Genomic DNA, 12,416 nt, shown 5'->3' with positions numbered 1-12,416 from the left:
CGCGGTGTCATCCGTCTCCCAGAGCCGGCACGCGAGGTCCTGCTGCGTCTTCAACCGCTTCGCGATCGCGCGCAGCTTGCCGAGGTTCACACCGTGATCATCACCGTGTTTCCCGTTCACCTCGCGTATCCTCGGGTCCTCAAGCCCGGCCAGCTCGGCCATCACCTCAGCCAGCATCGTCTCGGCCACCTCAGCCTTCCATCCATCACGGGCGAAATTCAGCCTACGACGGAGGCTCCCCGCCTGTCGTACACTCCGGTTCGGCAGCGGCCACCGACAACGAAGGTGGTTTCCCTGTTGGATCCGCTCTTGGCGGCCTTCGAACACGGCGAGGTCGACCGTGTCGAGGTGGCGACCCTGCGCTCCTAGGTCGAGGCCCTCGGCGGGCGGCTGCGCGTGGTGGCCGACTTCGGCGACGTCGAATACACCGTGGCATAGCCCGTACGACGACAGAAGCCCTCGGCCACTTGGTCGAGGGCTTCCTTGTTTCCGGGAGTGGGGTCAGAAGTCGAACTCGCCCTTCTTGGCGCCGTCGACGAAGGCATCCCAGACACTCGCGCTCACCACGAACGGCGCCCGCTCGGGAGCCTCGGTATCCCGCAGACCCACCCGACCACCCGACAACGGCGCAACCTCCAGGCAATCGCCCTGGTTTGACGCACTCTTGGTGGCCTTACGCCAAGCCGCGCTCTTCAGCTCATCGCTCATGTCCATAGCCTCTCTGCCTCTCTGATCAATTCGATCGAGACATACTGAGGGCTTGCCTCAGCTCGGATGGTGTCGTATCGGGCGCAGACAGCCCCGACATCCTCTGGCCGATTTGTCACATGTCCGTGCGTTACCGACTCGACATATACCATATCCGGGTTTCCTGGAAGCTGGGCGATCACAAAGCCTCCCGAAGTTCCCGTGGTCGACCCTCGCATCAAAGGAAGGATCTGGATACCGATCCGAGGGTGCTCGACCATTTCCAGAAGATACTGGAGTTGGTGTTGCATGATCTCTTCTCCACCGATCGGGCGGTGCAGAACTCCTTCGTCGAGGATGACCCAGAGCATAGGTGGCGTAGATCGCAGCAAGATCTTCTGCCGCTCCATGCGAGCCGCGACGGCCTTTTCTACCTGCTCGTCAGTTATGCCCGGTTCTCCGCGAAGAACCGCCCGCGCGTACTCCTCGGTCTGGAGAAGGCCGGGCACGACAATCGGTTGCCAGGTATGCAGGGCGTGCGCTTCCGGTTCGATGTCGAGCCAGTCGCGGAACCATCGGGGGCTCGCCGCGTGGGTGATGTACGTCCAGTACTGGATGAGTTCTCCGTTCGCGCCCAAGGCGTCGTCGCAGCGTTGTGCCAGGTTGCGGCCAGGATTGCGTTCGCCTCTCTCGGTGAAGCTCAGCAGGCTCCTGCTGAACTGAGTCACCTCGGCCAGGTCATCCTGAGTCATTTTTGCCTTTTTCCGATACTTGCGGAGTTCCGCGCCAAAGAGAGCCCATTTTTCGTTTTTCGGGTTGATTTTGGGGTTCTTGGACATTCCGGCTCCGTCCAGTGGGGGATTCCACACGCGACACAACCGGAGCAGCTTTTCCACAAACTGTCACACTGATGTGCCTCGACTTTCGATACCCAAAGTAGTCATCCGAGGGCACCCTGTGAAGAGGTCCGGGAGAGCGGAAACGCCGCCGGGGCGGCCCTCTCTTGTGTGCGGAGCGCAGCCCTCCATGGCCGTCAAAAAAATCGCCGCATATGTCCGGATAAAAGGAGTTGAAATGCCTAGCGATTCAGTGGAAAACGCACTCCCGGCAACACTTCATGCCTCTTCCGGACACACACCTGTCACCACTGAGTAAGCCCCGCCAGGTGGGCGGAAGCCACTTCGCGCAAGACAGAAATGCCGGGCCATATCGCCCAATCCCCAAACAGAGCGGGGCCTGCCACGGCACGGCACGCCACGACAAGCCCCTCGACCGGACTCAGGAGATCCGACCTGATGCACAACCCTAGAGGAAACCCCAGGCCGATCCGGGTACGTTGGCACGCTGACCGGCCGCCGATGCCGCCCGGTTGCCGCTGGTGCGGTCATCCCCCGTACGCGCACGAGGCCGCCAGCCTGCCGCACCGCGCGCACCACCACTGGGAGCAGCCCACCTCAGCCCAGGTCCGCGCCCGAATGGCCACCCGCCGCCGCCTCAGCCTCTCCAGCCACCCCCGGTGGCCCACCCCGTCCACCGGCTCCCCGTCTCGGCGCCACGGACCGCCTTCCCCAGGCAGGTCCCGACAGCTTTCCCCGAACACCCCTCCATGCCCCTTTCCGGGCGAGCCCCGGTGCCCGCCTTCGCGCAGCTCCCGAGCCCCTCCTCCGGCCCGGTACCCGTGACCTCCCCCGGACACCCTCCGACGAGCTCCGCCGAGCAGGTTCTGATGTCCCCCTCCGGGCAACTCCCCACTCCGTCCCCCGGTCGGCATCGGCAGCCGGAGCAGCCCGTGGTTACGGTCGCCGTGCCATACCGACGGGGACGGCCACCGAGCGTCCGTACCCCTTCGGGCAGGCACGCCTCGTACCGGCAGGGAGTGACCACATGAACGGCGACCCCCAGCCCCGGCAGAGTGGGCGGCACCGGCGGGGAACGGCCGTCGCGCGGGCCGACTCCCGGCCCTGGGACCCGGCCGAACGCGCCGCCGCCGAACAGCTCGACCAGATCGAGCCCGCCTGGACCGTCTGGTACGGCCCCGGCAGCCGGCGCTTCCACGCCGTCGCCGGCTGGCCCGCCCCCGAACCCCTGATCGTCCAGGCCGGCACCGCCGACGAGCTACGCGGCCTGATGCGCGAGGCCGAACACAGCACACCGCCACCCCAAGGAGGGCTCATGCCCGAGACCCCGGACACCCCACGGCTTCCGTACGCCCCGCACCTCGTAGCGGACCAACGACCCCTGAACCACCCGCGGCCCGCCGACCACCCTCACACTCCGCCCGACCGGCGGATGTCCGCCGATCAGCGCCCCCCGGACGGGTCGCGCACCGTCTGCTGGGACCTGCCCCATGACCTGCCGATCATCGGCAAGACCCGCGCCGTGGTGCGTGAGACCCTCGCCGCCTGGGCGCTGCACCATCTCGTCGACGACACCGTCCTGGTGGTCGGCGAGCTGCTCGCCAACGCGATCGTCCACGGTGAGCCGGTGGTCAGGCTCTCGCTGTGGGCGAGCGCGGACGAGTTCCAGGTCCAGGTCACCGACCGGGGGCCCGGACGGCCCCGACACCTCGCCCTCGGCGTCGAAGCCATCCACGGCCGCGGCCTGACCATCGTCAGAGCCCTCGCCCACGACACCGGCGTCACCCCCCTCCCCGACCGCCCCGGCAAAACCGTCTGGGCCCGCTGGCGCCTTCCCTTTCAGGACGCGCAGCGCACTAAGGCGTGATCCGGTAGATGCGGTGGGAGTGCTCGGCGGCGAAGGAGTCGGGGAGGCGGGCAGCTCGGTGCGGAGGGCGGCGATGATCCTCTCCTGCTCGGGGAAACCCGGTCCGGTGCGGCGGCGACCACCTCACGCACCCCCTCCGGCGAGGAGCCGAACCCGAAGGGTGGCGGCCCGCCCGAGAGAGGGACGATCCCCGGCGCATTCCGATCGGCGCCGTTTTCTCCTTCTGGATGGCCGGAAGGTCGGGGAGTCGGGAGGATGGGCGCATGAGAGTCGAACGAGGCGAGATCGACGGTGTCCTGCTGTTCGTCCCGACCCAGCACAGGGACGACCGCGGGCTGTTCACCCGCACCTTCGACGCCGCGCTCGCCGCCGCCCACGGGCTGCGGCCCGCCGAGTTCGTCCAGGACAGCCAGTCGCGGTCCCGCCGGGGAACGATCCGGGCGCTGCACGGCCGGGGCGGACGGGGGGAGGCCAAGCTCGTCAGGTGCGCCCGAGGCGCCGTGCACGACGTGCTCGTCGACGCCCGGCCGGACTCGGCGACCTTCGGCCGCCAGATGTCGGTGGTGCTGGACGATGAGATGTTCGTCCACCTCTACGTTCCTCCTGGCCTGTTGCACGGCTATCAGGCACTGACCGATCAGGCGGACGTCTGCTACCGGATCGACCGGGAGCACGACCCCGCCGAGGACCTCTCGGTCCGCTACGACGACCCCGATCTCGGCATCCAGTGGCCGATGCCGGTCACCGCGATCAGTGAGCGCGATCTGGCCGCGGGTTCCTGGGCGGACCTGCGCGCGCGGCTGGTCGGCTGACCTCCCCACCGGGCTTCTCACCGGGCTTCTCACCGGGCTTCTCGGACGTGCGCTGCCAGAGGCGGGATGGGGTGACACGCCGCACACCTGTAACGGTGGCTTCCCGCCCTCGATATGCCTCAGGAACGGAATGTCGCGTGAAATCCCCCTGCCCGCAAGAGAGCCGCGGAACCAGAAACGAGGGCGCGAGTGCGTTCGGTCGTCAACCTCACGGTGCACGGTATCGGCACGACCAGTCGCGAACTCGACCCCGGTGAAGACCTGACCTGGGTCGGCGTCGAGCAGTTCGAGCAGGTTCTCGACGCGGTGGTCGGCCGCCGGGACGTGCGGATCACCTTCGACGACGGCAACGCCTCGGATGTGGAGATCGCTCTTCCCCGGCTTCTCGACCGCGGTCTCACCGCGGAGTTCTTCGTCCTGGCCGGTCTGCTCGGCGAGCCGGGCAGGCTTGACGAGGACGGGGTACGGGAGCTGGTCGCGGCGGGGATGTCCGTCGGCTCCCACGGCTGGGCCCATCGCGACTGGCGGCGGATGGACACCGAGCAGTCGGCGCTGGAGATCACCGGCGCCTGCCGGGCCCTCACCGAGCTCACCGGACGGCCGGTCTCCAGGGTGGCCATCCCGTTCGGCTCCTACGACCGGCATGTGCTGGACAGCCTGCGGAGGGCGGGGGTGACGCGCGCCTACACCAGCGACGGCGGTGACGCCCGGCCCGGCTCCTGGCTCCAGCCGCGCAACAGCCTCCGCCACGACCTCGATGCCGGATGGACCACGCACGTCCTGGACGACCGTCCCTCATCCGTGCTCCGCGCCCGCCGATTGGCCGCCCGCGCCGTGAAGCGCACCCGCGGCCGACCTTCCTGATCACCGTCTCCCATTGGAACGTGGTAACAGCATGCCGACGCAGAGCAAGGACGATTCCCGGGTCGCCATCGTGACCGTCACATACAACAGCGCGGACGTGATCGAAGGCTGCCTGCGTTCCCTCGCCGAGGGTGCCCGGGGCGTGCGGCTGGCCCACGTCGTCGTGGCCGACAACGCCTCCAGGGACCGGACCCTCGAAATCGTCCGGGAGACGACCGGTCTCCCCCTCCAGGTGGTCCAGCTCGGCCGGAACGCCGGCTACGCCTCGGCGATCAACGCGGGTGTCGACGCGCTGGACCTCGACCACCTCGACGCGGTGTTCGTGATCAACCCCGACTGCCGGTTGCGGCCGGGCTCGCTCGTCCCCCTGATGGAGACATTGCGGCGGCCGGGGTGCGGTCTCGTGGTTCCCCGCCTGGTCAACCCGGACGGCAGCCTCCAGCCCTCGCTGCGCCGTACGCCCACGGTGGGCAGGGCGCTCGCCGAGGCGGTGATCGGCGGTGGCCTCGCGGGCCGGATCGGCACGCTCGGCGAGCTGGTCACCGATCCCCGCGAGTACGAGCGGCCCGGCCCCGCGGCATGGGCCACCGGTGCGGCCATGCTGATCTCCACGGAGCTCATCCGCGAGATCGGACCGTGGGACGAGTCCTTCCTGCTCTACAGCGAGGAGACCGAGTACGCGCTCCGCGCCGCCGACCGGGGCTGGACGCTGTGGTACGAACCGGCGTCGATGGTCGAGCACATCGGGGGCGACTCCGGCGTCAACCCCACGCTCGCCGCGCTGCTGACCGTCAACAAGGTCAAGCTGTTCCGACGGCGCAGGAGCAGGGCCGCCTCGCTCGCCTACTACCTCGCGGTCGTCCTCGGCGAGGGGGCGCGCGCGCTCACCGGTCGCCGGACCTCGCGGGCCTCGGTCACGGCGCTGCTTCGACCATCGCGCCGGCTGCGCAAGCTCGCCGACTGACCGAACGGAATCACGATGAGCAGTGCTGCGGATGAACCGTCCACCGGGCGAGAGGCGACAAGGTTGCGGACCGTCGGGTTCGACGCGCTCACCGCGCGGGAGCTGGAGGCCTGGCACGCTCTGCGCGCGGGCAATCCACTGCTGGACAGCCCCTGCTTCCATCCCGGATTCGCCGCGGCCGTACACGCCGGTGGGCGTGAGGTACGGGTGTCGGTGGGCACGGACGCCTCGGGTGGGGTGCGCGTCCTGCTTCCGCACCATCGCGAGCGGTCGCTGATCAGGCCCGCGGGCTGGCCGGCGGCGGACTTCCAGGGCCCCGTCCTCGCGCCGGGTTCCACCTTCGGCCCGTTGGACCTGCTCACCGACGGGGTACGCGCCTTCGAGTTCGACCACCTGGTGGAGAGCTGTCCGGGGTTCGAACCCTGGGTGGAGTCCCGGCGGCCGTCTCCGTACGCGGACACCTCCGGCGGGTTGGAGGGGTATCTCGGCCGGGCCTCCCGCAGCGGCAAGGACAACATGGGACAGGCCCGCCGGCGTGCCGCCAAGGCCGAGCGGACCTACGGGACGGTGCGTTTCGTCGCCGACGCGGTCGATCCGCAGGCGCTGGACCGGGTCGTCGCCCTCAAGCGCGCCCAGTACGCCGCCACCGGTGCCAGGGACTACTTCGCCGAATCCGGTCGCCATGACCTGCTGACCCGGTTGCTGCACACCCGCGACTCCTCCTTCGGCGGCGTGCTGTCCACCCTGCGCGCGGGCCCCCATCTGATCGCGGCACATTTCGGGCTACGTTCGGAGAACGTGCTGCACTGGTGGTTTCCGGTCTACGATCCGGCGTTCGCCAATCTTTCCCCCGGCTGGATGCTGCTGCGCGAGATCGTGTCCGCCTCCCCCGCGATGGGCATCACGCGCATCGATTTCGGTCGGGGTGATGACGAATATAAAAGACGCGCGAAAACGGGCGAAACGCTGGTGTGCCAGGGAATCGTGACCCGGAGTTCGACCAGAAAAGCCCTTCGTCGGGCAGGTGATGCCATGGTCACTGCGGCGAAGTCGTCCACATTCGGACCTAACCTCCGCAAGGCGCTACGAATATTTCGTGATATAAAGCGATAAAATCGCCCGAACCACCGAGGTGAACACTTCTCACAATCGTAACGATCGAGAGAAATTCTCCGAACAAAGGGTGAGTCGGGCGAGGCTTAGTAAATCGCCTCCCGCACCGGGGCTCGCGGAAATGACGCGATGGAGGCAGCGCAGGATGAGAATCAGCGTGTTCGGGCTGGGCTACGTGGGCTGCGTCTCCGCGGCCTGTCTCGCGGCCGGCGGACATGAGGTGGTCGGCGTCGACGTCAATCCGGTGAAGATCGATCTCATCACCCGGGGCCGGGCACCGGTGGTCGAGGAGCGCATCGGCGAGCTGACCTCGGAGATGGTGCGGACCGGTGCGTTGCGGGCCACCACCGACGTGGCGGAGGCGATCGAGGCCACCGAGATCTCGCTCATCTGCGTCGGCACGCCTTCCGCTTCGAACGGCAGCCTGTCCACCGTCTATCTGGAGCGGGTGGCCGAGCAGATCGGCCGGGCGCTCGCCGGCCTGAACCGCCGGCACACGGTCGTCTTCCGCAGCACCATGCTGCCGGGCACCTGCGCCGAGCTTCTCATCCCGATCCTGGAGCGGGCGTCCGGTCTCCGTGCCGGGGCCGACTTCGGGGTGGCGGTCAATCCCGAGTTCCTGCGCGAGGGAACGAGCGTCCGTGACTTCTTCGAACCGCCGAAGACGGTCATCGGCGAGCTCGACCCGGTGAGCGGCGACCTGGTGGCCGCGCTCTACGCCGGCCTGCCCGGCGAGATCTTCCGGGTGCCCCTGGCGGTGGCCGAGATGACGAAATATACGGACAACGCCTTCCATGGCTTGAAGATCAGCTTCGCCAACGAGATCGGGGCGATCTGCCAGACCCTCGGGCTGGACTCCCACCAGGTCATGGAGGTCTTCACCGCCGACCGCAAGCTCAACATCAGTCCCGCCTACCTGCGGCCCGGCTTCGCCTTCGGAGGCTCCTGCCTGCCCAAGGATCTGCGGGGCCTGGTCTACGCGGCCCGGCGGGCCGACGTCTCGGTGCCGCTGCTCTCGCACATCCTGCCCTCCAACGAGGACCATCTGCGGCGCGCCTTCGAGCTGGTGGCCTCGGCCGGCAGCCGCCGGGTCGGGCTGTTCGGGCTGTCGTTCAAACCGGGCACCGACGACCTACGGGAGAGCCCGCTGGTCGAGCTGGCCGAACGCCTGCTCGGCAAGGGGTACGAACTCCGCATCTACGACGCGAACGTCTCGCTGTCCCGTCTCATGGGGGCGAACCGCGACTACATAGAGAGCAGGTTGCCGCACCTGAGCGAACTGCTGACCAACTCCGCCGACGACGTGCTCGCCCAGGTGGACGTCTGCGTCGTCGGATGCAAGGACCCCGCCGTGCTGAGCGCGCTCGACAGAGCGGGCGACCGCACGATCATCGACCTCGTCCGCCTCCCCGACGCCGACGCGCGCCGGGCACATCCTGGATACGTGGGCCTTGGCTGGTAAAGCACTCATTCTCGTCGAGAATCTCTCCGTACCGTTCGACCGGCGGGTGTGGCAGGAGAGCACCACGCTGCGCGACGCCGGGTGGGAGGTGCACGTCATCTGCCCACGCGGCACCAGGCGGGACAGTGAGCCGTACGTCGAGCTGGACGGGGTGCGGATTCACCGCTATCCGCTGCGGGCGGCGACCGGCGGCCCGCTCGGTTACCTGCGTGAGTACGGCTCGGCGCTGTGGCACACCTTCCGGCTGGCACGCCGTATCGGGCCGGTCGACGTCGTGCACGCCTGCAACCCGCCGGACCTGCTGTTCCTGGTGGCGAGGATGCTCAAGCGGCGCGGCGCGCGATTCGTGTTCGACCAGCACGACCTCGTACCCGAGCTCTACCTGTCCCGCTTCGACCGCGGTGAGGACTTCCTCTACCGCATGGTGTGCCGGCTCGAACGGCTCACCTACCGCGCGGCCGACGTGGTCATCGTGACCAACGAGAGCTACCGCGAGGTGGCGATCACCCGGGGCGGCAAGCGGCCCGAGGACGTGTTCGTCGTCCGGAGCGCACCGGTGATCGAGCGGTTCCACGAGGTGCCCGCCGAGGAGTCGATCAAGCGCGGCAAGCCGTACCTGCTCTGCTATCTGGGCGTGATGGGCCCCCAGGACGGCGTGGACTACGCGCTGCGGGCGCTGGCCAGGCTCCGCGACGAGCTGGGCCGTACGGACTGGCACGCGGTGTTCGTCGGAGCCGGGGACGCCTTCGACGACTCGGTCGCCCTCTCCCGCAGGCTGGGCCTCTCGGACAGCGTCGAGTTCACCGGCCGGATCCCGGACAAGGACCTGCTGCGCCACCTGTCCACGGCGGACGTCTGCCTGGCCCCGGATCCGCTCAACCCGCTCAACGACGTGTCCACCATGAACAAGATCATGGAGTACATGGCGATGGCACGCCCGGTCGTCTCCTTCGACCTGCGGGAGGCCAGGGTCTCGGCCGGCGAGGCGGCGGTGTACGCGCCCGCCAACGACGAGTCGCAGTTCGCGAAGCTGGTCGCGCGCCTGCTCGACGATCCCGACGAACGGCGCCGGATGGGAGTCGTCGGGCAGGCCCGCGTCCGGGGCCCGCTCTCCTGGGAACGTTCCGCGGCCGCGTTGCTCGCCGCCTACGAGACCGCCTGCTCCTGATGGCGGGCCGCTTCCGGTATTCGCACGAGAACGAATGGGTGGTCGTGGAAACAGTGTTCGAGGCCCGCATCTCATGGACACGCGAATGAGCCCATCGGTCGCGCCATCGGCGCTCATCCGGCGACCGTACGCGTGGTTGCGCCGGAGCATCGGCCGGCTGCTTTTCGAGCGCAGGTACGGCGTGCGCACCGCGGAGTTCGTGAGCCTTGAGGAGTTCGGCCTGGCCCACCGGGACCGGGTCTACTACTCACCGGCGAACTGGCAGACCCTGCGGCGCGCGCTGCCCCGCCACGAGGTCGGCGAGCACGACGTCTTCATCGACCTGGGCTCCGGCATGGGACGGATGGTGCTGGAGGCCGCCTCGCACTACCCGTTCAAAAGGGTGATCGGGGTCGAGCTCTCCGAGGAGCTCAACGCCATCGCGCGCGAGAACGTCACCGGCACCCGGCTCCGCCTGCGCTGCGGGGACATCGACCTCGTCCGGTCCGACGTGCTCGACTACGAGATCCCCGACGACGTCAGCGTGGTGTTCCTCAACAACCCCTTCCGCGGCGAGGTCTTCAGCACGGTGATCGGGAGGCTGATCGCCTCGGTGGACCGGAACCCCCGGCGGGTCACGGTGCTCTACTTCAATCCGGTCGAGGAGGCATTCCTCCTCGGCACCGGTCGCTTCCGGCGGCTGCGCACGGTCAAGCGAGGGCGTAAGGCGGTGGAAGACGACCCGTTCGGCTCGACCCGGGTCTACGCGATCACCGGGCCGCCCGATGCCTGACCGCTCCGGTGCCGGGGCCGCCGCACTAACCGCCGGGGCCGGACCGGCTCCCGGTGTCGGTCCCCCACCGCACCTGACCACCGCGCAGGGTCCGCACCCGGGTGAGCGTCCGGTCCATCAACAGGACAGCGAGGTAACAGCCCGCGTCGAGCGGGGTCACCTTCCGCCCTGCCACGAGCGCCCCGAGGGAACCCAGCCGCAGGCGGCCCTCGGCCGCGGTACGACCCAGGGCCGCGAGCTGCCGGTTGCCCATCCGCACCCGCACCCGCCGCCTCAGGTGCGCCGCGACCGTCCTGGCCGGGCGCACCAGCGAACCGGCCTCGGGCACCACCACTCGTTCGTGGGGCGCGAAGCCGCCGTGCACCCAGCCGTCGTCGGAGATCACGTCCGGCATGGGGAAGACCCTGCCGTGCCCCTGCTCGGTGAGCACGTAGACCCCCGCCCCGGCCAGTGCGCGGAACGGCGCGATCAGCTGATCGTGCACCCTGTGCAGGCGCCGGGCCATCCAGCCGACCCCGTCCAGATCACAGACCGGGACCGGGGCGCAGGCGAGCACGCCCGGCCGGCCCGCCGCGGCGACGAGCGCTCGCACCGAGGCCGCGCCGAGCTCGACGTCGGCGTCCAGATACACCCGGGGAAAGGTGCGGCAGGCCTCGTCACCGAGGCGCAGGGCATTGGCCTTTCCCGCCACCGGGGTCTCCAGAACCCGCACACCGGCCCGTCTGGCTGCCTCCGCCGTACCATCGGAGCACGCGTTGGCGACCACCACGACGTCGAACTCGCCGGGCTCCGTACCGGAGAGCAGCCGGCTCAGGCCGGTCGCGATGACGGCCTCCTCGTTGTGCGCCGGCACCACGACGCTGACGAGTGGTGACCGTTCGCCAGGCTGCCCCGCCGGGAGCGGGACCCCCTCCTCCACAGCGTCGTTCATCGGAACGCCTCCGGGTCGCCATTCAAAGAAGGATGACCAAATGAGAGTAGAACGGGCGGCACTCGACGGGGTGCTGTTGTTCACACCGACGCCGCACCGTGACGACCGAGGGCTGTTCACCCGGACCTTCGACAGCGTCGTGACAGCCGGGTCCGGGCTGGATCCGACCGCCTTCATTCAGGACAGCCGGTCCCGCTCACGGCGCGGGACGGTCCGCGGCACGCACGGCCGGTCCGGTCGCGGCGAGGCCGAGCCGGCGCGGTGCGCGCGCGGGGCGGTGCACGACGTGCTGGTCGACGTCCGCCCGGACTCGCCGACCTTCGGCGAGCAGATCTCGGCGCTGCCGGACGACGAGACGTTCGTCATCCTCCACGTTCCCCCCGGGCCGCCGGCGCCGACCGAGCAGACCGACGTCCGCTACCGGATCGATCGGGAGCACGATCCGGATGAGGACATGTCCGTGCGCTACGACGACCCCGACCTGAGGGTCCACTGGCCGCTGCCGGTTTCCACGATCAGCGACGCCGGCTCACGGGCGCGGCCGCTCTTCGACTCCAATGCCGTGGGGTGAACGACCATGCGATGGACCCGCCTGCTCGCAGCCACCTGCGCGGCCGGGGTGGCACTCCTGACGGCGTGCGGCCCCTCCTCGGACGTGACTCCGACGAGCGCTCCCGCCGCCACGGGTGACGCCACCGCCGGCGGTGCCACCGGGCGCTGCCCGGAGCACCCGACCCCGGCGTGCACCGGCGTCCTCCCCGGTACGAAGCTCAGCACGCCGGCCCTGAACGAGGACGGCGCGGCCTACCGCGTCCGGGCCCCGGGCACCGTGCTCGACGGCGTGCACATCACCGGTGACCTGCTCGTCCACGCCGACAACGTGGTCATCAGAAACAGCCGGATCGACGGCGGAGTGATC

At 69.2% G+C, this 12,416-nt stretch carries 12 protein-coding genes and 2 pseudogenes; 10 read left to right on the top strand and 4 right to left on the bottom strand.

All coding sequences use genetic code 11. The features are described 5' to 3' along the window. The 3 genes and pseudogenes from IG98_RS0142660 to IG98_RS0142645 form a co-directional block, all read right to left on the bottom strand. Nucleotides 1-162 (bottom strand): annotated as a pseudogene (locus IG98_RS0142660) (DNA alkylation repair protein); the annotation flags it as partial. Nucleotides 163-501: 339 nt separating this feature from the next. Continuing rightward, complete coding sequence (locus IG98_RS0142650) at nucleotides 502-708, bottom strand: DUF397 domain-containing protein (RefSeq protein WP_030925987.1); 207 nt, start codon at nucleotides 706-708, stop codon at nucleotides 502-504. Continuing rightward, nucleotides 705-1,526 (bottom strand): helix-turn-helix domain-containing protein, encoded by an 822-nt coding sequence (locus IG98_RS0142645; RefSeq protein WP_063766389.1) that lies wholly within the window; start codon nucleotides 1,524-1,526, stop codon nucleotides 705-707. Before IG98_RS0142645 ends, IG98_RS0142650 begins: the two co-directional genes overlap by 4 nt. 1,045 nt (nucleotides 1,527-2,571) lie before the next feature. On the opposite strand from IG98_RS0142645, the gene IG98_RS52960 reads away from it, so the two are divergent. The 8 genes from IG98_RS52960 to IG98_RS0142605 all read left to right on the top strand — a co-directional run bounded on the left by IG98_RS52960 (nucleotide 2,572) and on the right by IG98_RS0142605 (nucleotide 10,566). Next, nucleotides 2,572-3,411: an ATP-binding protein gene (locus IG98_RS52960; protein ID WP_051753673.1), complete on the top strand. Its 840-nt coding sequence runs from the start codon at nucleotides 2,572-2,574 to the stop codon at nucleotides 3,409-3,411. A gap of 263 nt (nucleotides 3,412-3,674) precedes the next feature. Further along, entirely contained in the window at nucleotides 3,675-4,223 is a 549-nt protein-coding gene (locus IG98_RS0142635; RefSeq protein ID WP_030925981.1) for a dTDP-4-dehydrorhamnose 3,5-epimerase family protein, read from the top strand. Nucleotides 4,224-4,412: 189 nt separating this feature from the next. Beyond that, the gene (locus IG98_RS0142630; protein WP_030925979.1) at nucleotides 4,413-5,087 is read left to right on the top strand and encodes a polysaccharide deacetylase family protein; all 675 of its coding nucleotides are present in this window, start codon (nucleotides 4,413-4,415) and stop codon (nucleotides 5,085-5,087) included. A 31-nt stretch (nucleotides 5,088-5,118) separates the two neighbouring features. Next, a complete protein-coding gene (locus tag IG98_RS0142625) occupies nucleotides 5,119-6,051 on the top strand; it encodes a glycosyltransferase family 2 protein (RefSeq protein ID WP_030925977.1) in 933 nt (310 codons plus the stop codon). 15 nt (nucleotides 6,052-6,066) lie between these two features. Beyond that, nucleotides 6,067-7,164: a GNAT family N-acetyltransferase gene (locus IG98_RS0142620; RefSeq protein ID WP_245651948.1), complete on the top strand. Its 1,098-nt coding sequence runs from the start codon at nucleotides 6,067-6,069 to the stop codon at nucleotides 7,162-7,164. Nucleotides 7,165-7,309: 145 nt separating this feature from the next. After that, nucleotides 7,310-8,626, top strand: coding sequence for a nucleotide sugar dehydrogenase (locus IG98_RS0142615; protein ID WP_030925973.1), 1,317 nt, complete (start codon nucleotides 7,310-7,312; stop codon nucleotides 8,624-8,626). Continuing rightward, nucleotides 8,616-9,794, top strand: a complete 1,179-nt coding sequence (locus tag IG98_RS0142610; RefSeq protein WP_030925971.1) for a glycosyltransferase family 4 protein — start codon at nucleotides 8,616-8,618, stop codon at nucleotides 9,792-9,794. The genes IG98_RS0142615 and IG98_RS0142610 overlap by 11 nt, the downstream gene beginning before the upstream one ends. An 85-nt stretch (nucleotides 9,795-9,879) precedes the next feature. Then, on the top strand, nucleotides 9,880-10,566 hold the full coding sequence (locus IG98_RS0142605; protein ID WP_245651947.1) for a methyltransferase domain-containing protein: 687 nt from the start codon (nucleotides 9,880-9,882) through the stop codon (nucleotides 10,564-10,566). A gap of 25 nt (nucleotides 10,567-10,591) precedes the next feature. Here IG98_RS0142605 and IG98_RS46115 read toward each other — a convergent pair whose 3' ends face one another. Next, the gene (locus IG98_RS46115; RefSeq protein ID WP_051753669.1) at nucleotides 10,592-11,497 is read right to left on the bottom strand and encodes a glycosyltransferase family 2 protein; all 906 of its coding nucleotides are present in this window, start codon (nucleotides 11,495-11,497) and stop codon (nucleotides 10,592-10,594) included. Between the two features lie 40 nt (nucleotides 11,498-11,537). On the opposite strand from IG98_RS46115, the gene IG98_RS0142595 reads away from it, so the two are divergent. Together IG98_RS0142595 and IG98_RS46110 are read left to right on the top strand one after the other, a co-directional pair. Further along, the gene (locus IG98_RS0142595) at nucleotides 11,538-12,068 is read left to right on the top strand and encodes a dTDP-4-dehydrorhamnose 3,5-epimerase family protein (RefSeq protein ID WP_030925965.1); all 531 of its coding nucleotides are present in this window, start codon (nucleotides 11,538-11,540) and stop codon (nucleotides 12,066-12,068) included. A gap of 6 nt (nucleotides 12,069-12,074) precedes the next feature. Next, nucleotides 12,075-12,416, top strand: a pseudogene (locus IG98_RS46110) (hypothetical protein); the annotation flags it as partial.

Source organism: Streptosporangium amethystogenes (assembly GCF_000721075.1).
In the GTDB taxonomy this organism is placed as follows: domain Bacteria; phylum Actinomycetota; class Actinomycetes; order Streptosporangiales; family Streptosporangiaceae; genus Streptosporangium; species Streptosporangium amethystogenes.
The sequence above is the reverse complement of the archived record's forward strand: the minus strand, read 5'-3'. Positions and strand labels throughout refer to the sequence as shown.

Coding starts and splice junctions, on each gene's coding strand:
- IG98_RS0142650 (WP_030925987.1), bottom strand. CDS start 708: ATGAGCGATGAGCTGAAGAGCGCGGCTTGGCGTAAGGCCACCAAGAGT.
- IG98_RS0142645 (WP_063766389.1), bottom strand. CDS start 1,526: ATGTCCAAGAACCCCAAAATCAACCCGAAAAACGAAAAATGGGCTCTC.
- IG98_RS52960 (WP_051753673.1), top strand. CDS start 2,572: ATGAACGGCGACCCCCAGCCCCGGCAGAGTGGGCGGCACCGGCGGGGA.
- IG98_RS0142635 (WP_030925981.1), top strand. CDS start 3,675: ATGAGAGTCGAACGAGGCGAGATCGACGGTGTCCTGCTGTTCGTCCCG.
- IG98_RS0142625 (WP_030925977.1), top strand. CDS start 5,119: ATGCCGACGCAGAGCAAGGACGATTCCCGGGTCGCCATCGTGACCGTC.
- IG98_RS0142620 (WP_245651948.1), top strand. CDS start 6,067: ATGAGCAGTGCTGCGGATGAACCGTCCACCGGGCGAGAGGCGACAAGG.
- IG98_RS0142615 (WP_030925973.1), top strand. CDS start 7,310: ATGAGAATCAGCGTGTTCGGGCTGGGCTACGTGGGCTGCGTCTCCGCG.
- IG98_RS0142605 (WP_245651947.1), top strand. CDS start 9,880: ATGAGCCCATCGGTCGCGCCATCGGCGCTCATCCGGCGACCGTACGCG.
- IG98_RS46115 (WP_051753669.1), bottom strand. CDS start 11,497: ATGAACGACGCTGTGGAGGAGGGGGTCCCGCTCCCGGCGGGGCAGCCT.
- IG98_RS0142595 (WP_030925965.1), top strand. CDS start 11,538: ATGAGAGTAGAACGGGCGGCACTCGACGGGGTGCTGTTGTTCACACCG.